This window comes from Roseovarius nitratireducens (assembly GCF_002925845.1).
In the GTDB taxonomy this organism is placed as follows: Bacteria; Pseudomonadota; Alphaproteobacteria; order Rhodobacterales; family Rhodobacteraceae; genus Roseovarius; species Roseovarius nitratireducens.
Genome location: NZ_PDNI01000058.1, coordinates 419,231 through 440,988, shown reverse-complemented (window position 1 = coordinate 440,988; position 21,758 = coordinate 419,231). Strand labels below are relative to the sequence as shown.

The following is a 21,758-nucleotide window of genomic DNA, read 5'->3' as shown; positions in this document are numbered from 1 at the left end:
CACACATCTTGCGCGTTGCTGGCCTATCCATACCACATGAAGTAGGCGCGCGAAACCCGCCACCTTACTCGTAGAGGCGAGGGGCCATGCCTTCCTCGATCTGCGAGCGCAGTCGGGGGTTGATATTGATACCACCCGCAACGCCTTCGCTCCACCGCTTGCGGGACTTCATGGAACGGCGCAGCGTGTCGCCCGTGATCGGGAAGGTGGGGTGCGCCTTGTTGAACGCCCTGATCTTCTTGAGGACGTGTCGCGGGAGCCCCTTCCCGTCCATGACGGCATCACCTGCCTCACGGTGCAGCGAGGACCGCTCCTGCTCGATCTGGCGCTCCATGTCACGCATCCGGCTCATGTCGTCATACCGCTCGGCCAGTTGAGCCGGGGTGAAACCCACGGCCTGCACGATGGCCTGGTATGGCGACACGTCCTCGAGGATCGGATCGCCATTGCTGTTCTGAACGCCATTGAGCCCGTAGCGGAAGCCCTGCGACAGGTCGTTCGCCATCTTCGGCACCATCGACTCGGCCCCGCGCCACACGTTGCCCTCCGAGACCTGCTGGATACCGCGCCCCATGCTGAACAAGATGCTGGCCGCGGGCCCCAGCGCCTCGTGGACATAGTGCTGCAACGTGTCGGCGGCCTCCATGTCGTAGAACGGCCCACGGAACCACAGGTTCGGCATACCGATGCGCTCGGACAGCGCCACGCCGGTCACATGGCCGGGAACGCCCTTGAGCGCCATGCCCATCGTGTAATTCCACGCCGCCGTGCCCATGCCGTTGCCCTCGAGCAGAAGCGCGTCGTGCAGCCATTCGTCGATATCGTCATCGTCACCGGGGAAGAACATGCTCAGGAGCATAGTGATGAGCCCGTAGCCCCATGTGCCGGTGATCCCGGCGTGCGCCATCATCGACAGGGTGATGCCGACAAGCTGCGCTTTCGCCTCGCGCCGGTCGGCCTCGGTCTTGCCCTCGAACGTCTGCTGCGTGTCGCGAAACAGGCGATACAGAAGGTTCACGCTGTGCTGTCGAAAGATCAGGAGCACCCTCGCAAAATCCGGTTGCATGAACCGGGCGCGGGAACTGCCCTGGTAGTCGAAATGGATTTTCCACGTCAGCGAGGCGGCGCGGTCGATGGCCTTCTCCTGCATGAGCCCCTTGTCGCGCGCGAGGCGATAGCTGGCGAGGAACGTGACCTCTCGGTTAAAGACCTCGGCCTTGTGGAACATATAGGAGAAGAACCGCATGATCTTCTCGCGCGTCCCGCTATACTCGATCCCGGTCTCGGCCACACTCGCGAGCTCGTGCGCCTGCGTCTTGTCGATCGTGCCCCGGCGGTAGGCTTCGTCGAGTGCGGCCTTTTCATCCTCGGTGAGGCGCGGCGAGTTGTCGGCGGACCCCCGGCCTTGCACAAAATCCATGCTGGCCTTGCCCAACTGCTTGCCGATCTCGCCAATGCTGGTGCCCTGGAAGGCGGCGCGCATCAGCGGCACGCCCATGACGGTCGTCTGCGTCATGTTGACCATCGCCGCTGCCGGGGTTGCCCCGAGATACCAAACGAACGCCAAAGACGTGATCCCGCTGGCCCACGGCGCGACGTTGGGTTGCATCGTGTACTGGTGGCGGCGGTTCATTTCGTCGACCACGAGCGTCGCGCGGTTCGCGTCGCGGCTCAGGGCGGCCTCGTCGTAGGCGTCGCTGACCGCGTCCTCCATCTGTAGCCCGTATTTCAGGCGGGCCAGTTGGTGTGCCCCGTGAAACATATGGTGGGTGAAGGCGCGCAGCGCATCCTTGCTGAAACCCGATTGGCCCTTGCGGTGAATGCGGCTGGTGCGGATCGACTGATCCGGCAGCGTTTCCAGCCATTTCTGCCAGACCGTGTCCATGACGGCCGGGTCCACATCCCACGTCCCCAGAAGGTTCTCGATATCGGCCACGAAGGACGGATCGACCATCTTCTTGAGATCTGCGTCGCTCTCGCCCAGCACGCCGCGCTCCACCTCGTAGCCCTCGGCTTCCATGCGCTTCGCCTCGTCGCGCTGCTGGCGCTGTTTCTCGAACCGCGAGAAGGAGACTACCCGGCCTTTCTCGTCGCGTGCGGCCACAAAATATTTGCCGAAACGCGCCAGCGGGAAATAAGGCCCCGAGAGACGGTTGGACTCGAACTGCGCGCGCAATTCCGCTACCCGCGCGTTCTGCGCCCAGCCCATGCGGGCTTTCGCCTGGCCGAGCATGTGCTTCGCCTCGTCGATGGCGTCCTGCTTCTCCTGCCCGGTCAGGCCCTCGTCGGTGATCCGACGCATTTCCTTGTCATGGGCCTTCTGGGCGCGCTTGAGGGCGACCTTCTGCGCGGTCTGGATGTTCTCTATCACGGCCTTCTCGAACTCGTCGGCCATGTTGCTGTATTCGTTGCGCACCTTGCGGAACATGCGCTGATAGTCTCGCGGCAGCGCCTCGAACTCGCGGCGCAGGTTCAGCCACGTCATGTAGCGCTGATCGGCGAAATCATCGTCATACTTGCCGCGATCAAAGTCCCTGGATGGGTCCACGCCAGCCAGCGTCGCGCGGTGCATGAGGTCCATGAGGCGACCATTGGCCTCGGTATTCTGGTTGCCCAGCTTGATCCACTCGCGCGCCACGGTGTCGGTCTTGGCGTGCCACTCCTGGCGCATTGCGTCCATCTTTTCCTTGAGACGCAGATAGGTCTGTGCGCCGGGCAGGTTGCGCCCGAGCTCTTCAAAGAGCGGTCGGCCCGGAACAAGCGCCAGGAGGTTGTATTTACCAAGCGGGCCGCCCCCCATCGCATCGGAGAGGAAATCGCGCCAGAGGTCACCACCCTTCTTGCGCCACTGGCGGGGCTTGGGGTGCGGCACACCGCGCGGCGATGACGGGTCGGAGCGACGGCGGCTGGCCTTGACGCCCCCAGCACCTGGCCCACCGGGGCCGTCCGGGCCGCGCCCGCCAACCTCGCCCGAACGGATACGCTCCATCACCTGAGCGGCCTCGTTCGCCCCGTTGCGGCGCAGAGCGTTCGCGATGGCCTCGATGATCCGGCGCAGCTTGTCGAGGGCCTTGCCCGCCTCGCTGCGCGTCTCGCGCTCCTGCATCCACTCGCGGAACATTTCGGCGATCATTTCCTCGGTCTGGCCCGCGGTGTTCAGATCGGCATACTCACGCTCGACACGCTCGCGGATATGCGGGATGCGCCGGGCAGCCTTGGCCAGCGTGCGCCATTCGTCCTTGGTGAACAGGCCGTAATCACGGCCCCAAAGCTCCTTGCTGCGGAGCGCGTGGATGATCTCGTGGCGCAGAATGCCCATCGGCCCCTCCGGGGCCTTGGCGCCAACACCGATCACGTTGTCGTAGAAGAACCCGTCGAGAGTGAAGCCGCCATATGTAAAGCCGCCGGCCAGGCGCAGCTTTATCCGACCGGACTTGACGAACCGCGAAAGCTCGGCCTCGAGGTCATTGCGCAACTGGCGCGCGCCTTCTTCCGTGAAGGTCGTGCTCCCCGCGCCTGCGCGCCGCCCGCGTGCGGCCTTTACCTCGCTGCCCGCCCCGGCCTCGAAATCAGGGGTTTCCTGCCCGGAAACCTCGCGCGCCGCATCCTTGAAATTGTCAGCGACATAGGACACCCCGAGATTATCGGCATAGATGTCGAGCACGGTTTTCAGATCACCGCGATTGATCCGGCCCACATAGCCCTTCCCGGTGTCACGGAAATCGCGGATGTAGGACTGCACCGCCTTGAGCAAGAAGAAGGCCCGGCCCCGCGCCTTGCCCACGCGGAGCTTGAAGTCGGCGCCGTCCTGCTGGAAACTCACGTTCTTGTCGGCGGTTTTCAGAACCGCATCATACTGTTGCAGGAACGCGGCCGCCGTCGCGGTGTCGGGGAAACGGACGTCCTCCTTGTCCAACTCCTGTGCTGGGTCGAATTTCTTGGGCATGAGAAGCCCGGTGCGCTGACGCCCATCAGCGGTCGTGTAGATCACGATCTGCCCGGTGCTGTTCTTGAAGCGGTCGACCCCGGCGATAAGGTTGCCTGTCGCCATCCACCGCTGCTCGCGCGACACGCTCTGCCCCGCCGTGAACGCCGGTTTCCAGTTGAGGTTGGGATCAGGCGTGATGTTCGCCTCGGCGCTCTGGTTCATGATCTGGTTGAGCGAGAAGGCGATCTCGCGCATGTTGTCGGCCACGGCAAAGCGCACGCGGATTGCGCCCGCCGCTGTCGGGTTTGCCCCCTGCTGGGACAGATCGGTCTCGATCACCACCGCCGGAGTGTCAAAGGACGGTGTCGTGATGCGGTATGTCGCCCCCGGGACAACGCCTTCCAGCGCCGTCTTGATGCTCGCGACCGCCTGCTCCTGCCGCTTCATGCGGTTTTCGACGTCCTCGATGAGCGCGGCCGCCTTCTCGACGTCCCGCTTGGTCTTGGTGACGTGACGCCGCGCCTGCGAGAGCGCCTTGTCGGCCTTCTTGACGGCATCCGCCGCCGCCTTTCTGGCGTCGTCGTCCGCCGCGTTCACCTCGTCGCGCGCAACCTTTGCCTTCTCGAGGGATTCTTCCAGCCGTGGGATCGCGGCCTCGGCCTGCCTCGCGGTGTCTTGCGCGGCGGCCAGCCTCTTCTCACGATCCGCCTTGTCCTCTTCGAGCTTGGTCTGGTAGGCGGGCATCTTCGCGTCGAGCGCGTCCTGTGCATCTTTCAACCACGCATCCGGGGTCTTGCCGTCGAGCCCTTCGTTGACGAGCTCATCGACACGCTGCGCGGTGTACGGCTTGCCCGGTTTCTTGGCGTCGATCTTCTCGAGCGTCAGATCGGCATCGAGAAGGCTATCAGTGCCATGACCCTCGGACAGCACAAAAGAACTGATGGTCTTCGCCTCGAGGTCGAGGGTTTTCGCCTCGAGGGGGTTGCTGCCCTCGACCTCGAGTTGCGCCATGTAGTCACGGAACGCCGAGCCGATGGCCTCGTAGTGCCGGTCCACCTCGTCGGGGTGCAGAAACGCGAACCGCCCGGTCAGCTTCTTGGCAATGCCCTCGATCTTGCCGTTCTGGTCACCGTCGGCATCGCCCTCGACAAGGCCCGTCCTGATGGCGAGATCATTGTTGTCGGCAAGGTAGCGGCGCACGACGTGATCGCCCACCTCGTTGATGAAATCCGCGCCATCGCCGAGCGACGTCGCCCCACGCTTCGCGGCTGTCGTGTTGGCGTTGAGCGACGCCATCTTCTTCGACAGGATCGCCGCCACGCGCCGCTCGAGCGACAGGTTGGAGACTGCGAGCGTGTATTCCGGCAACACGGTCTGGCCGGTGCGGTTGATGCGCCCGAGCATCTGCATGAACACGTTGATATCGGCATGGGGCTGGGCGATGATCATGTGCCGCTTTTTGCCGTCGTTGTTCGGTGCGTCGGTCGCGTGCATGGAAAAGCCCGTCGCCCCGGATGACGATATCACCAGCCCATCGAGCGCGCCGGAATTATACTCGTTCATTCGGCGCTTGTTCTCGCCCTGCCCCGGCGAGCGTGTGGCGCGGCGGCCGTCCTCGATCACGGTGCTGCGGCCCGTGATCTCATCGACCTTCATACCCGCCGCGCGCATCCGGTCGAGCATCGCATCGACAGGCGATCCAGGCATGTCCTCGATCGGCAGGCTGTAGATCAGATCGCGCACCCGCCGCATTTCCGCCGCGGCGGCGTCGCCCATGTCCGCGTCGGTCATGGTGTAGTAGAACTGCGTGTTGTCGGATTTCTCGATCTTGATGCGGCGCAGGCGCTCGAGGTAGCGGTCCACGATGGTCGTGAAATTCAGATCGACCTCCTGGCCGTCCTCATGAATGCCATTCACGGCCATGTACTCGTTTATCACCGACGAGTTGACGTTCATCACGCCGAGGATGGGCTTCTCGCCGGCCTTCCATTTGTTGATCGCCATGTCGGCGACCTCGTTCACCTTCACGCCGAGAAGGAACTGGCTGACGAGGTTGTGAAAGCTCGACGCAAACGGGTTGTCGCTGGTCTTGGAGATCGAATCCGGGCCGACGAATCCGTCATTGCCCGCCATCAGGCCCTCACCCTGGATTTGCGCGATGAAGCTCTCGCGCACGCCAGACATGACCTCGGAGTCGAACATCGCGATCTCGCCCATCACCTGCGAGACGTTGATGGCCATATCCCGATCCACCTTGATCGGGTTGTCGTCGCCGAGCTCGTGCGTGAAGTTGAAGTCGATCCCGGCAAAGGATTTCTCACGCCGCAGGTATTGGCCGTCGCCCGCGATGGCATTGGCAATCACCTGTTGCAGGGGCACGCCGCCGCGCTCGATGGCCGGGCCGAGATCGTCCATGCGGCTGCCCTCTGGCAGCGCAAGGCTCAGGTTGGTCGAGCGGTAGAGCGACATGACCGTGGGGTTCTTGGCGTAGGTCGCCGACGAGAACACCGATCCCGCGCTCATATCGACCAGGTCGCGGAAGAACTCGGCACGGTTCTCCGGCATCGCGCCGGGCTCTCGCACGTTGCGGGACGCGCCCGCGCTGCCGCCCGCGTTGTGGCTTTCATCCATGATGATGACGGCATTGGGGGCCGCAGCGCGGATCGCGTTGGCGCGCTCGGGCCACTTGCCCTGCGCGGTCTGCATCTGGTCGTAGGTGGTGAACACGAACCGCTTGCCTTCGGGCAGCTTTCCCGACATCAGCGCGTTGAAGAGAGCCTTTCGCTCCTTCGGTGCCGCCCTGGTAAAGGTGTCATCCGGCCCCGTGATCGGGATGGCGTCGAGCGTGTTGTTCGTCGCGATGATCCCGTCCTGCGCGTCGGCCATGCCTATATCGCGCAGATCGCGCACCATGTCGGCATAGAGACCGGGTTTCTCGGTCACGAAGATCGGGATCTTCCCCTGTTTCTCGGCATGACGCAGCATGGCCGCCACGAACCGGCCCTTGCCGATTCCGGTCTGATCGCCAATGATGAAGCCCTTGCCCTGACTGACGTTGTTGATCGCCAGAGCCAGCGCATCGACCTGCTCGGCGGCGAAATACCCCTTCTTTTCGGGCGTGCCCAGCATGTCGTCGAGATCATAGCCCAGCTCGCTCGCGACATACTTGTCAACGGGGCCGTGCTTGGCCTCGATCTTGTCCAGCGCCTCCTGGGCGGCCTGCTCCATCGCGCGCGGGACCAGGGAGCCGATCCGGAACTGTGCCGACGAGCGTGGCTGGTAGGCCACCTGAAAGTCTGTCTCGGCCTCGGTGTTCTCGCGCGCCGGGCCACGCTCGGACTTCGGCTTGCCCCATGCGGCTTTCGCGTCTTCCACGAATTTCGCGAGGTAGGGTTGCAGGTTGCGCAACTCGGCGGTGGTCAGGCCCATCTGCTCGCGCACGGCGCGCAGGAACAGCCCCACCGCCTCCTTGAAATCCTTGGCCGCGCCCGTGACGTTGTCCCAAGCGGATTTCAGGTGCGGCTCGATCTGCTCGTAGACGTCTTGCAGGAAGCCCGCACCCATCGCCCCGGTCTTGTTGGGGTCGATCTTTGCGTTGAGGATGGCCTTGATCGCGGCCCCGGCGTCCTTCACGGCATCGCCGGTCTTCTGGACGCCCTCCTGCGCCGCCTGACCGGCGGTGCGGGGCCCTACGCCCCCCGGCTCTCGATGGCGTTCAGAAACGCCGACAGGTTCGGACGCTCCATCCGTTCCAGTTTCAGGTCTTCCTTCTTCACCGGAAACGTCCGGGGCGGCGTCAGGCTCCACGGCAGGTTGGCCGTTTCCTCCAACTGGTTCACCATCCCCACCAGTGTCGCCGCGGGCTCCGCGCCCCGGTTCGACAGAAAGTCCGCCAGTGCCGCGCGATCCGCTGGGTCGGTCGCTTCGTCCCGCATCCGGTTGACCCGCTGCATCACCAGTTGGTGATACTGCTCCACCGTCAGGTCCATCGCCTTCGGCACCTCCACCGACTGCGTCACCGGGTCCGCGCCCGGTGGTGTCCACGTCAGGGGCATCGTTCAGCTTCCTTCCAATCTCGGCCCAGGTCGAAAGAACCTCGGGCGGCTCTGCCATCGGATAGGCGCGGGCAGAGGGCGCGCGCCCGTCGATCACGATCACATCGACCGGCCATGCCGCACCCTGCCGCTTGTAGAGGTCGCCATTGACCGTGAAGTGCTCGGTTACATTGTAATGGTCGAAAAGGGTCTTGTAAAAGGTGAGTTTCGACCGCTCCTGGTAATTCTTCTTGCGGTCCCCGGTTTTTTTCACGGAGCCCACGATCAGGACGGCGCGGCCATCGTCGGGCATCTGTTCGAGATAGCGATACGCCATCGCGTGATCAATTTCCTTGGTCTTGACGCCCGTGTCGCCGAAGGCCCACTCCTTCTTCTGGCGCGTGTCCTCGTTCATGACGCGCCCGAAAGGCGGGTTGGTGATCAGCACGTCGAACGGTGCGGCCGTCATGTCCATCGCATCGCCCTGGCTCACGGAACCGGGGAAGATGCGCTCCAACTGTGCAGCGCGGTGCGGCTGCAACTCGTTGGCCTGCACGTTCTCGGGCGCGGCCTCGATCAGGAGCATCCCGTTGCCCGCCGACGGCTCTACAACGCGCGTCCGGTCGCCGATCCCGACGAGCCGCGAGGCGACATAGGCCAGCGGGGCGGGCGTGGAATATGCCTGATTGCGCATCTTCTCGGGCGTGCGCTCCGACAGGATCGGCTGCGCGTCGTAGAGGTCGAGAAGGTCGGCATAGACGGTGACGGGATCGCTCTCGCCCGCGACGATCTCGCGCGCCCGCATGACGACGGCGGCCTCGATCGCTTCCTCGAGCATCGTGAAATCCGAGACCTCGATATCGCGTCCCAGCGCCTCGCCCGCGCGCTTGCGGGCCTGCGTGATGCGCGCGAACCGTTCCCCGGCGCGGAATGCCTCGAGGAAGCTGTCTGTGATGCGCTGCTCGTCGCTCGTGGACGCTTCGGATTCGGCGGCATCCTCGGCCTCCATCTGGTCAAGGTTCTCGCTGATGAGCGCATCGACGTCGATATCCTCGACGGTCTCTGCGGGGGCGTCGCCGGTCGAAGTGGAGCGATTTTCCGCGTCCTGTTCAATCGATACACTTGGACTTTCAGCCTCGACCTCGGCGGCCCACGCTTCCGGGGTCGCCAACTCTTCTAGGAATTGACGAATCTTCCTTCCATCCGACACATGCTTTTGGGTCGGGAACGGAGCGCGGGGCTCATCGGGGAATGTATTGCGGCCAACGCTCATTTTCAGCGCTGCCGCCGCCGCTTCGTGCTTGGTGGGATAGAACTGGCGGTAAGGCGTGGAAAGGGTGCCGCCAGCAAAGCCGGGAATATCGTATGACCCTGTTACGTCATAGCCCTCCGGCCACTTCCGCATGTTGATCTTCACAAGGTTGGTGTCCACCTTGCCGTGTTTGCCGGGAAGTGTCCGCACGTCAACGCTTTCCGCTTCGCGCGGCTGCGGCTCATCAGGCGGCGTGGCGTCCTCGGTCCACCCCGCCGCCTCGGCCTCGGCGGCTTCTGACCCGGTCTTCCGAACACCCAGGTAGCCGCCGTTGACCTCCTGAATATCGAAATCCTCGACCTTCTGCCCCCGCTTTCTGATCGCACGCTTTATCGCGGCTTCACTGGCAAGGGGTTTGTCTGCTGTGCGGCCACCGCCGATCACAGGGCTATCAGCAAAGGTGGCAGTGACCCCCGTCCCGTCTGTGTCGATATTATCGCGCGACAGGAGCGAGCCGTCGATTTCTTCGCCATTGGCATTGAAGCGGCGCAGCATGGGGCGATCCGAGTCGAGCGTGCGTTTACTGACCCGGTGAGTGTCGCCGTAGACGTCCGTGACCGTCACAAGGTCGAGCGGCGCTTTTCCTGCGGCGCGCTCGCTCTCTGTCAGCCCATCTGCCCCCACCTCGTTCACGACAACGCGCGGGCCCTTCGGGTTCGTGTCATCCCCTGCCTGCGCCGCGTCCTTGTCCTGCCGTTTCGCCATCGGTGTCACCGGCGCGGTCGTGTCGCCCTCGAGCCATTCATTGAACCCGGTCACGCTCATCTTGCGCATACCGCCCAGGCGATCCGGCCCCTTGCCGTCGCTGAACCCGTCCATGTAGGTCTCTGCCGCCGCATTGGCGTTGTCGAAGCCCAGCATCACCTTGTGCTCATCGTAGCGGCCCGTGTCCGCGTCCATCTGGTCGATCACCCAGACCGATTCCGAGGCGGGGTTGTCGCCCATGTAGAAATCGACGTGATCGCCATCCGCACCCTCGGTCTTGAGAATGCGGCCATAATGGGCGGGCATTTCGACCTCCCACGCGGTTTCGCCGTCGGGGCCGACCTTGCGGCGCATAGAGCCCTTGCGGTTCTCGATGGAGAGCGTGCGCCCCTGCCACTCGGCTTTTCCGGTCTTGTAATTCTCGGCCTCGGCCTGCGCGGGCGTGGGGTTTTCCTCGGTCTCCTGCGCGGCCTGTTCGATGTCGGCGGCAGGGTCGGCCTCGTCAGTTTGTGGTTCACCTTCCCCCTGTTCCTGTTCCACAACGCCGCTTGTGTTGCTTTCATCACCCACAAGCGCGGCATCCTCAGCGTCCATTTCATCAAGGTTCTGGCCGATCAGGGCGTCCACGTCGATGTCATCGACGTTCTCGGGCTCCTGTGCCGGATTTTGGGACAGGCCCGATTGCTGCGCGGTGTCGCCGAGGCGACCAAGCTCGGCGTCCACGGCGGCGGTGAGCGCGCCCTTGTCGGACCATTCGTCGGCCAGCGCCTCCTTGGTCATTCCGATATCTTTCGCCGCCTTGCGCAGACGGGGCAGGCTCTTCCACCACTCCGCTTGAAGCTCGGGGGATTGGGGGGTGTCGAGGTCAGGGTCGACACCCTCGACCGACGCGGGCGGCTGGGGCTCGACCGGGGCGACCTCCCCCTGTGCCTGCCCCTCATCGGGCGGCGTGACCTCGCCCTGTTCGGCCATGTCCTGCGCGCCGGGGATCGCCGCCTGCTCTTCGGCGGCGCGCTCTTCCTCCATGCGCTGCTGGATCGTCTGGATCGCCTGCGCCTCGGCGCTCGGGCGGTCCATGTCCTGTTCGTTGATCAGGTCCGACGCGATCTGCTCGACCTCGCCCGGGTCCACGCCCTCGGGGATTTCGATGGCTGCTCCCGCCTCGTCCGCGCCTTGATCCTGCGCCTCTGCCTCCTTCGGAGCGTCGGTTTCGTCGCGCTGCGCCGCGTCGCGGGCCTCGTCGAACTCCTGCGGCGACAGGGTAATCTCCTGCCCCGCGATCCGCACCGCAACGCCACCCTCATCCTCACGCAGGAACACGCCGGTATAGTCCCGCCCGTCCGCGTCGCGCAGCGCCACCTCGGCCCCGGGCTTCATGTCGGGGAACATGCCGGTGGGCGTGCGGCGCTCGGCCTGCCCGATCTGGACCGCGCCGCTCTCGATGTCCTGGCGCGGGATCAGGATGGGGCCGGTCTCGTCGCGCAGGCGCACGCCGTTGGGCGTTTCCTCCACGAACTCGGCCTCGAACGGGTTGCTCCCCTGTCCTTGCACCGTGATGCGCGTGCCTTCCTCGAAATCGCCGGTCAGCATACCCGGGGCCTTCTGCGCAGCCCGCCCGATGGGGCCGGTGGGCTCAGGTGACGGCAGGGGCGGTGTGTCAGGAGGTGGCAGTTGCGCGGGTGGCGGGGTCTCGTCGTCTTCGTCTCGCGTCGCGGGGCCCTCGGTGGCAATCCCGCCTACTGCGCCGACCGGGCCGCCGCCGAGTGCGCCCAGGATCGCGTCGCCGAAGGTGCCTTCGGTCACATCGACATCCATGCCGGCGGCCTGCCCTGCCCCGGCCTTGGCCGCCATGCCCTCGGCAACCTCTTGCGCCGATTCCTCGGCGGCCCCGAGCGCGGCACCACCGCCCACGCGCGTTGCGGCCGATCTCCCTGCCAGCCCGCGCATGCCGCCCGTGACAAGGGTCCCGGTGAATGCACCACCAAGCGCACCGATGGGCGCGGCGTAGAGCGCGGCGAGCCGTTCTGCCGCCTCGGTCGTCTTCTGAACCGCGACCTCGTGGCTCTCGCCCTGTTCGCGCAGATCTCGGTAATAGGAACTGTCGGCCTCGAGGCGCGAGATCATTTCGCCGTCCGGGCCTTCCACGCGCTCCTTCGCGGCGCTCTGGACGATCTCGCGCGCCATCTCCGCGCCCGCACCACCGGATTGCATCCCGCCGACCGCCGCACCCGCGCCCGGCGTGCCGATCACCGACGACACGACAACCGGGGCGAGCGAGCCCAGCACGTCCATCGTGAGCATCGCGTATCCGCGCAGCGACGGCTTCTCCCCAAGCGACCAGGTGGACGGCTTGAAGAGGTCGCCATCGGGCGTGCTCCCCTTGATGGCCTCAAGGCTTTGCGGGCTGACACCGGCCTGCGTTTCCTCGCCCCACTCCCGCATGGCATCGGCAACGGATCGGGTGGCTTCGCCGACGCGCTCCTTGCCCTCGTCGTTGATGAGGTTCAGCGGGTCGTAAAGGCGGCTGGTGCGCAGAAGGCCGAAGCCCTCGACCGACGCGCCAGAGCCCTTTGCGACGCCGCCTGCGAACTGCTTTCCGGCATCGCCGAGCGCCGATCCACTTTCCGTGGGATCGGCCTGCGCCGCCTCGTCCCCTTCGGTCCCGATCCGGTCGTATTCCGGCACGGCCTTGGCCGCCTTGATCAGGTCATCGACCGGCGCATCCTCGCCCAGAATGGACGCCAGCGCGGCGCGCGCATCCTTTCCCGCGGCCATTTCCTGCCCGATCCGGCTGGCGGCCTCGGTGGCGAATGCGCCTTTCTGTGCGCCATTCTTGAGACCGGCGGCGTCGGTGAGGGCAATGATGAGGTTGCGCGGGACCTGCGTGTCCGTGGCAATCCGCCCGTAATCCGGCGATCCGTCGGGCTTGAGCGCGGGCGCGGGCGCCTTCGGCTTCTTTTCCTCGAAAATGCCGCGGCCCTGGCGTTGGGCCTCCTGACGTTCAAGCTCATATTCGACGGGATCGAGCGCAAAGACGTTCTTGCGTGCCACAGCTTTCCCCTTACGGAGTTGGAGGGTGGCCACACATCATGCGCGGTATGTCTCGCGCACCTTAGCAAAGACGGGGCTGGCAGGGAAGCAGCGGCAAAAGAAAAGGTCCGGTGCGACGAGCGCACCGGACCCCATCTGGTCGGACAGGACACCCTCGCAAGGATGGATGAAAAGCAAGGTGATCCTGCGAGGATAGATAGCGCGGCGCGATTCGCCGGTCAAGCGAGATCACCTAAGTCTGGGGGGCTCCCCGGCCCCAACCGCTGCATCTTGTCCCGTGGACGCACCAGTGGTCGCGCCGAGGCGACGGTAGACATTCTGACGCGCGATCTCTTCGATCTGCTGCTCGGACATGCGCGTCTCGGCGGATGCGAACTCCTGCGAGCTGCGGATGCTGTCCGCCTCGCGCCGGATCTCCTTGGCAAGGTCAAGCGGCTCGATCCCGCCCTGTTTCTTGATCCGCAACTCTCGCGCCTGCTGGCTCAGGCCCCACAGGTACTCGAACGTCTGCTCGGGCGCGAGGGCGTAGACCGCCATCTCCACGATGTCCTGCTGGTTGTCGTACTCGGTGATCGAAGTTTCGCCCGTCTCGTCGTTGATGACGGCCAGTGTGCCGCCGATGATATTGCCGTCCTTGTCGTGCTTGAACTTGGTCTTTTTCGGGTCGATCGACAGGCCGTCGTCGATGGCGTTGTAGGTCGCGGAGAGGTGATCGACGAAGCGGTCCTCGTCGCCGTTTGTGATCGCCCAGATCGCCTTCGACCAGCTCGCCATCTGGCCTTTCACCTTCTGGCTGTCTGCCCATTCCTGGAAGGCGGTCGCCTTCTCGACGTCGCCTTGCGACAGGTAGTATTCCACGATCTTCGGGGCGGCATTCTCGGCATAATACTGCATGAAGGTCTGCGAGGCGCGCTCTTCGTCCTCCGGGTTCACCTTGCCAGTCCCCTGCCCCACAACGCCGCGCGAGGATTGCGCGGTCTCCTGCACCGCCGCCCCGGCGGCCTCGACCGATGGCGCCCCGCCCTGATCCGGCGGGTTTTGGGTGGCCTGCGCATCCAATTCCTCCGTGGACGCTTCGCGCACGTCGATATTGCCCACCTTCGGGGCAGCGCCGGGCGCACCGGGCCGCTCTGGCGGTCGCTGCGCGGCATCACGGGGCGCAGGTTGCTCGGGTCCGCTGATCGGGCCGGGGCCGTCCGTCTGGCGAGCAACGCCGCGCCCATCGGGGGCCGCTCGCTGCACAGCCCCGCCCTGCGGGAACTGCTGGGGGGCCTGCGGGCCGGGGCGTGCTTCGGGTGCCGCCGGTTGGCGTGCGCCCATCTGCGGACGACCGGACGGATCGCTCTGCGGGCGTGTCTGCGGCGGCGTGGGCGTGGGTTGTGGGCCCGCCGCCCCGCCGTCCATTTCGATGAAGGTGCGTTGCCCTTCGGGCCTCATGCGCGCCCAAAGGGCCTCGAGGCCGATCCCGGCTTGCTGTGCCGCCTGTTGCGCGCGCGGATGCTCTGCGAAGATGCGCGGCATGGGCGCTCCCTGCTCGCCAGCCACCCCGCGCACGGAGCGGCCCGGCTGCATGGTCTGCGTGGGCTGCTGCATCGCCGGAGCCGCGTCCTGTGGCGGTTGCGGCGCGACCGGTCCTTTCCCCTGCTGGCCGGGCACTGCGGGCTGTTGGGGGCCTTCGGAGCTTACGCTGGGCTGCGGCGCGATGGAGCGCGGGCGCATCTGCGGACGTGGCCTGTCGGACGGCGCATCCACGACACCGCGTGCCTGGGGGCGCGCATCAGTCGGGCCGCGCGAAGAGACCTCGCCGGGGCGTGGCTCGGGCGCAGCGGTCCCGGATTCGTAGCCTTCGCGCGTCTCGCGGTGGATGTCGGAGAGGGTGTCACGCTCATCGTCCGCGCGCTCCCATGCCTCGCGCTGGCGATCACGCTGGTCGGAGGCCCAATCGTTGTTCTCGCGCCGCCATTCCTGGTTCTCGCGCGCCCACTCGTGGCGCTCCTTGTCGCGCTTGCGCTGCGTCTTTCGGTCCTTGACCGACTCGCCATACTCGTAGCCCTGGAACGCGCCCTGAATGAATGATCCCAGCCCGGACATCTGCGTCCTCCTTACCTGTAATAGCGGGTGACGAGGCTTTCGCCCCGGCCCATCACGCCGCGCTCGGTCGGCTTCGGTGTGCTCGATGCGGCACCGCTGGACGGGCCAGCATACCTGTCGCGTCCCGCATCAGCGCGACCAAACACATGGTTGCCGATGCGGTGCCAGTTGCCGCCCGCGTCTTGCCCCCATTTCGGGCTGGCCGCCGCCGGGTTGTAATAGTGCGTCGCGCCACCTGTCGGGTCCCGGTAGTCGCCCGAGAGGATCGCGTCGGCCACCCTGTAGGCGTCCTGCGACGGCTTGCGGCTGGACATGTCGAGCCCGCCTTCGCCCCCGGCGTAGCCCGTGACGCTGTTCCACGCGCTGAACTGGCCCGGCTTCATGATGACCTGTTTCACGTCGCCGCCATAGCCGCCTTCCTTGGCCCGGTTGGCGATGACCGAGCCTGCGGCCAGCATCCCGTCATAGCCCTCGCCCCCGGCCTCTGCATCCAGCGTCAGGGCCAGAAGGTCGCGCTCGTTCTCGGGCACAGCGCCTCCACCAGCGCGCCCACCGGCGCCGCCATTATCCGGCACGAACGGGGGTGTCCCCTTGTAACCCTCTTCGCCCGGGCGCTTGTGATCGCCGTCACCGCCCTGCTTCGCCAGGCTCTCAAGGACACCGCGCTCCTTGCGCCGCTCCTTGAGGTTTTCGCCCGAAGAAATCCCGCCCGCGAGGCCGCTGAGGAACGATCCGAACGCCATCAGGCCGCCCCCGCGATGCTGCGCGGCTCGGGGCCGGAGCCCGACGCCTCACGCGGCGCGGTGTCCATCACGCCGCGCCCGCCGGGACGCTTGCGGCGCGTCTTGCCGCCCTCGAGCTTGTCCACCTTGTCGGCAAGCTCCTGCACCGCGCCCATCGTGACGCCCAGGGCATCCTGAAACGGGATGGATTTGCCGTCGCCCTTGCCGGTGGCGGAATGGAAGTCTTCGGCATACGGCCCGATATGGCGGCCCTCGTCCGCGATCCCCTTCTTGTAGGTCCATTCCTCCACGGGCATCCCCTTGAGGGTGTCGAGCACCCCGCGGGCCGGGCGCTTGTCCTCCTTGTAGTCCTTGGAGCTCATCATCGAGATGCCGAGCCCCGCGAGACTGCCGATGCCGCCCCACATCGAGTTGGACGATGCCTGGTCGGCCTGCCACGATTGAAGCTGCTGCTGATACTGTGTGTTGAGCAACTGCCCCTGCTGGCCGTAGCCCTGCATCGCACCGCGAAAGCCCGACGAATTGGCGCTGTTGGAAATGCCCAGCGACGTGGCCGGGTTCACGGCGAGACCTGAGCCCATGTTGATCGCGTTCGCGGTCTCGGCGTCGGCCCTGTCCTCGGCGCGAGCCCGTTCGGTGATCCGAGTGGTGTTGCGCGCCCCGGCGACGCCAAGAGCCTCGGTCAATTCCGAGCGGCGGGTGGCCTCGCGGGACCGGCCCGAGGCGGGATCGACACCCGAGGCGGCAAGGCGGCGCTCTTCCTGTCCCTGTGCAAGGCTGAACTGGCGGCGCGCATCAGCCCCGGCGCGGCGCACAGAACCCGCGACCTCGTCGTAGTCCGGCCCTTGCAGTGCTTCGTTGATGTATTGGTCCTGTAGTGGCTCGAACACGCTCTTGTAGCGAGAACGGTCATCCTCGGCCCACTTGTTCGAGATTTTTGCCTGCTCGCGCATGAAGCCGAGATAGTCTTCCCCGATCTCGGCCGATTTCATCGCGGCTTCGCCGATCTTGGGATCGGGGCTCGGTGCGCTGCCGCCGCCATAAATTCCCATTACTCTACCTCCCAATCCTCGAAGGTTTCGCCGCTCGCCTGATGGCTCAACTCGTGGATTTCCTGCGCTACCTCCTTCGCGTGCTGGTAGCCGCCCACGATGAAGGCAACGGTGTGCGCGACATGCTCGACCGTCTCTCGGGCCACGAAGGCAAACATGCGGGTCTTGCGGTTGTCGCTCTGCCGCCAGTCCTCGCTTTTCTCCCACATGAGAACCGCGTTCGCCATCGTAGCGCCAAGCGCGCCGCTGTGCCTCTGGAAGAAGGGGTTGCACGAATGCTCGAGCCAGGCCCGCACAAGCAGGTTGGCCATGTCCGGCACCGGCGCGGCGCTATCACCGTCGGCGATGTCGTCGGCCAGTCGCACCATGTGCATGAAATTGACCAGGAACCGCACCGCGTCCTCGTCGCCCAGAGCCCATTCCCGGGCGAGATCGTCAATCTGATCGTTGGGTAGCGGCATGGAATGGCTGGCCTTTCGCCTGATCGTAAGCGTTTTGGCCGCACATCCTGCGCGGGGATACCTGTTTCATACCATATGTAGGCCGGGCGGGAAAGGACGCGCTTTTCAAAGGTCGGGCGGCTGGACGGCGTCGAGCGCCACGCGCAGCGCCGTCATGGCCGCGTCCACTTCAGCGGTTGTGGTGGCGCCCGCAAGCGCAGCCTTCGCCTCCATGCGTGCGCGCTCCACGGTGCGATCCGCCGCATCCCATGCGTCGGCCATCGCCACCCAGAGCGTGGCCAAGTCCTGCGCGGTTGGGGCGGTAATGCCTATCTCGTCGGAGAGCCGGGGGTAATCGGCCAGATCGGGCGCGGGGTCGACGAGATAGGCACGAGCCTCGGCCTCCTTCTTTTTGTAGACCTCGACCTGCGCGGGCAAATCCGTGATGAACTCGAGGCGCTTCTGGCGAACCAGCAGGACAATCTCGCGCTTTGCGGATGGCAAAGCCTCTGCAAATTCGATGACCTCGATTTCAGCCGCTGTCTTGCGCACGATGACGCCCGCATTGACGCGGTCGCGCTTAGGGTCCGACTTGCCAAGCAGCCAGAACTCGCCTTCCTTGGCCTGTATCGACGCATCGCGCGGGTCGAACACCGCGACGCAGCGCAGGATTTCGCCTGCGGCATCATAGACTGTGACATGCGTTCCGAGTGTCATGGCTAAACCTTTGCCTGTAGGGCCATGAGGTTGCGTTTCTCCACGCTGCCGCCACTTATGAACAGGCTGACCGTATTTGAGCCACTTGTTACGGAGCCCGCTCCGGACGGATTGGAGAAAGCAAAGAACGAAACAACCGTGCTCGGCGGGACTGGAATTGTAACCAGTGTTGTGCCATTAAGCCGGATTTCAGCTTCCCCATTCGGGTCGCCGTTTATTTCTTGCGCCGCGGCCCAAATCATCGCTTTCGCTCCGGCGACGCCAGTGAAGTTGAAGTCCGATCCGTTCGCGGAAAACCCGCCGGTCGTCACCTCCTGGGGCTTGATGTTGAAGGTCTGGATGCCTTCGACCGCTACTTGCAGGTAGCCGGTCACGGGGTCCTTCGACAGCGATGTTCCGTCAAAGTCGATGAAATCAGTCCCCACCTTTCCGCTGGTGATCCGGTCGGCGGAAATGTCGATAGCCTGGATGTCCTGGATGAACGCGGTCTGCGCGGTCAGATCGCCGATGAACGCGGTGTTGGTCGTGAGCTCTCCGATAAAACCCACATCGGCAGCCAGAGACGCCACGTCGATGTGATGAGCAAGAACTGTGCCATCGAGAAGGATGTTGTCGGCCCTGATCCGCACGGCGCTGGCGGGACCGTTGATCGGATCGTCGGCGGCGACAAGCTCGAGGGAGCCTTCGGCATCTCCCGCGTCCACCCGTAGCGAATAGGTTGCCGCCTGAAATCCCTCGATGGTCGCGATCGCACTGGCGTTCTGCGTGACGTTCGCTTCGGCGGCGGCAAGGTTGGCCTCGACCGTCGTGATCTGCTGTCCGAGCGCGGTGTCCCCGTCGGTGCGCGCGGTGATCTCGTCCTGAACGGCAACCTCGGCGTCATCAAGCCGCACCTCGACCGCGGCAATGTTCGTGTCGATGATTGCCTGGTCGGACGCATCGAGCCGCGCCGCCTCGTTCGCGATGAACTCGTTGGTGCTGTCGATAAGCTGGTTGACCTCACGGATCGCGTTGGAGCGGTTGATCGCTGTTTCGCTGAGAGAGGTTCCGTCCAGTTGCTCCGCTATGACCTTGGCGGCCTTCTGCGTCCTGAGCATCCCCGAGAGCTTCTGTGCAAGGGTTTCGAGCTCGGACCACAGGATCGCCCGCTGTGCCGTGTCGCGGCGGCGGCCTGTCAGGCGCTCGACATCACGCTGCTGGCGGTTGTTCATGGCTCACCCCCAGATTTCCGTCATGTCTCCCGCGAGCGTGATCCGCGTGATCTCGACCTTCCCCTTCACGCGCACGGACCAGCGCCGCCCGAGGCCCGACGCAAGGCGGGCGGGCTCGCCCAGGGTCGTGATGGTGGTGTGCTCTACCCCATCGCGGTAGACAGTCGCCTCGAACCCTGATGGGTCGGCCAATTCCTCTCCCTCTACGAGGATCGCGGCAAAGCTGGTCAGTGTCGGCAGGTGCGCCTGCCTGGACTGCCAATCGACGGCCAGATACCCGGCCTGCGTGCTGGCGAACTCCTTGATGATGCTCGAGCCGTCGATGTAGTGCAGGTTGCCGGTGTAGACGTCGAACCTGAGCTTGTCCGCGCCGTTGGACGTGCGGACATAGCTGGGTTGCTGCGCATTGAGCGCGATCATGGCCGTCTGACGCCCGCCGCCGTCGCCGGGATCGAAGCTGAACACATAGGCCCCGTCCCGTGCGCCCGCGCTGAACGTTTCTGGTTTCAACTCCCGCCACTGGTCCCGCTCGAAGAGCCCGCGCGTGATGTTCTGTGCGCCGCTCGATTGCGATAGGGTGATGAGTCCGTCCGTGCTGGGATAGGCCGCAGCATAGCCGAGATCGACAATCCCGTCTGCCGACACGCACGGGGCGTTCTGCTCGATCCGCTCCATGATGAGGTTTTCCGGTGCTGTCCCCTGCACGATGTAGGGCTCACCGGTGGTCAGGACGGCCAACATGGACCCGAAAGCAACGAGACCCACGACATCGTTCTCGGTCAGAAGCTCGTACCTCTGGGGCCATGCGTGGGGCCGGTATGGCTCGCAAAAATACACCGACTTGCCCTTGAACGCCGCCATCATCCCCGACTGCATCCGCGTGACACCCTCGAGGCCCGTGACGGGAGGATCGTAGGATGCGCTCGGCAGAAGCTCTTGCAGCGGGTCCGTCTCGAAATCATGGACGTAGGCGGTCACACCGATGTCGAACTCCTTGATGAAGAAGAACTCCGTGGCCCCGAGCGCGGTGGTCTGGCTGACATAGACGCGCAGTCGGTTGATCCGGCTGCCACTGGGCGGCTGGTCGATGAAGGAGACGTTGACCGTGCTTCCCTCGATCACCGTGAGCGACGTGCTGGGCGGGCTTGGCAGGCTTTCTTCGTCGAAAGAGGACACCCAGGTATAGACGTAGATTCGGTCTTCCTGCGGCAGCGATGTTGAGGGCGGCACGCGACTCGCAAACTCGTCGATTATTTCCTCGCGCGTAAGCGATCCATCGTCCAGAAGCCCCACCCAGAAGGCCAGACCGGCGGCATCGGGGTCGCGGCCCAGCACGTCGTTGTAGAGCGCGGTGATGAACTCGGTATTGGTCAGACCCGGATCGTAAGGCGTTTGAGGGTCGCCATAGGTGGCGTCCTGCGACGCGGTCTCGATGCTCGTGATCGGCGCTGCGGACGGGGTCGGCAGAGCCAGCGGATACTCCGCGCCGCCGTCGCTCATGTCCTTCATGATCGGGGCAGAACCATCATCATAGGTGATGTAAAGACGATCATCGGCGACGGGCCCGGGCACGACATCGACGTTCTTGGAGAAGGTGAGCCAGGACGTGCCGTTGTGCAGGTAGAAATCCGCAGGCACGGACGGGCTCGCGTCGTGCAGAGCGAGATCGTCATGGAGCGATTTGAGTGTTCCGCGTTCGTGGTTGGTGTCGAGCGCCACCTGTGCCGCGCCATCGGGCAGGAGCGTCTTGTGCAGCCGGGGGAGCTCGCCCTGGAACGTGGTGAAGCGCAGTCTCATGGAGCGGCCACCTCAAAACCAGCTTGCGCGGACGCGCGGGCGGGCGCGGTGCTGTCCGCGTACGTTGGCCGCGTTGAACCGGCTCACGCCGTCCTCGAATTTCGCCTGATGCACGGCGGCCAGATCGAGGTTGGTGAACGGCTGCTGCGGGATGATGAGAAGGCGTGCGATCGCGCCCGATGCGATGGTCTCCCCGAAGCGCGAATACAAGACCTCGGGCACCAGATCGTAAAAATTCGACGGCAGGCCATCGGTGCCGGTGGTCATATTGTCCCCGTGCCGGGGCTTGAGGAACAGAGAAAGGGACAAAGAGCCCGTGGCAAACGGCACGATGGCGACCTGGTCATAGGTCATCTGGGTGATGAGGTGCGGCACGCCCGCCTCGGCCTGCGAAAGCTCCTGGAAGGTCAGATCATCGTATTCGACCGGGGTGAGGCGGTTGCCATCGAACTCGGCGCGCTCGATCTCGTGGATCTCCGCATAAGCGGGCGTCACCACGGGGTAATCCTGGCGCGTGACCTGCACGTTGACGCGGTAGCGCCAGCACCGGGTTTTCTCGCAGAACTCGATCGCTGCCTTGCGAAGCGCCTGCGTCATGTTGGGGATCGCCGCGCCGGGCGCGTGCGGCCGCACCAGCGGCAGGAACTCGATCAGGTTGATGGTGCTCGACATTGCGC

Annotated in this window: 9 protein-coding genes; all 9 read right to left on the bottom strand. The window is 65.0% G+C overall.

The window, feature by feature from the left end; translation table 11 throughout:
- Window positions 1–64: 64 nt before the first annotated feature.
- Window positions 65–13,030 carry a PLxRFG domain-containing protein gene (locus CRJ03_RS12230; RefSeq protein ID WP_104019135.1) on the bottom strand — a complete coding sequence of 4,322 codons (12,966 nt, stop codon included), beginning with the start codon at window positions 13,028–13,030 and terminating at the stop codon, window positions 65–67.
- A 228-nt stretch (window positions 13,031–13,258) separates the two neighbouring features.
- Entirely contained in the window at window positions 13,259–15,121 is a 1,863-nt protein-coding gene (locus CRJ03_RS12225; protein WP_104019134.1) for a hypothetical protein, read from the bottom strand.
- Between the two features lie 11 nt (window positions 15,122–15,132).
- Window positions 15,133–15,864 (bottom strand): cell wall hydrolase, encoded by a 732-nt coding sequence (locus CRJ03_RS12220; protein WP_104019133.1) that lies wholly within the window; start codon window positions 15,862–15,864, stop codon window positions 15,133–15,135.
- Window positions 15,864–16,916: a tail fiber domain-containing protein gene (locus CRJ03_RS12215; RefSeq protein WP_104019132.1), complete on the bottom strand. Its 1,053-nt coding sequence runs from the start codon at window positions 16,914–16,916 to the stop codon at window positions 15,864–15,866. Before CRJ03_RS12215 ends, CRJ03_RS12220 begins: the two co-directional genes overlap by 1 nt.
- Complete coding sequence (locus tag CRJ03_RS12210) at window positions 16,916–17,377, bottom strand: hypothetical protein (protein ID WP_104019131.1); 462 nt, start codon at window positions 17,375–17,377, stop codon at window positions 16,916–16,918. The genes CRJ03_RS12215 and CRJ03_RS12210 overlap by 1 nt, the downstream gene beginning before the upstream one ends.
- Window positions 17,378–17,482: 105 nt before the next feature.
- Window positions 17,483–18,073: a hypothetical protein gene (locus tag CRJ03_RS12205; RefSeq protein ID WP_104019130.1), complete on the bottom strand. Its 591-nt coding sequence runs from the start codon at window positions 18,071–18,073 to the stop codon at window positions 17,483–17,485.
- 2 nt (window positions 18,074–18,075) lie between these two features.
- Window positions 18,076–19,284 (bottom strand): hypothetical protein, encoded by a 1,209-nt coding sequence (locus CRJ03_RS12200; RefSeq protein ID WP_104019129.1) that lies wholly within the window; start codon window positions 19,282–19,284, stop codon window positions 18,076–18,078.
- Between the two features lie 3 nt (window positions 19,285–19,287).
- Complete coding sequence (locus tag CRJ03_RS12195; RefSeq protein ID WP_104019128.1) at window positions 19,288–21,081, bottom strand: DUF4214 domain-containing protein; 1,794 nt, start codon at window positions 21,079–21,081, stop codon at window positions 19,288–19,290.
- Between the two features lie 12 nt (window positions 21,082–21,093).
- Window positions 21,094–21,753: a hypothetical protein gene (locus CRJ03_RS12190; protein WP_104019127.1), complete on the bottom strand. Its 660-nt coding sequence runs from the start codon at window positions 21,751–21,753 to the stop codon at window positions 21,094–21,096.
- Window positions 21,754–21,758 lie beyond the last annotated feature (5 nt).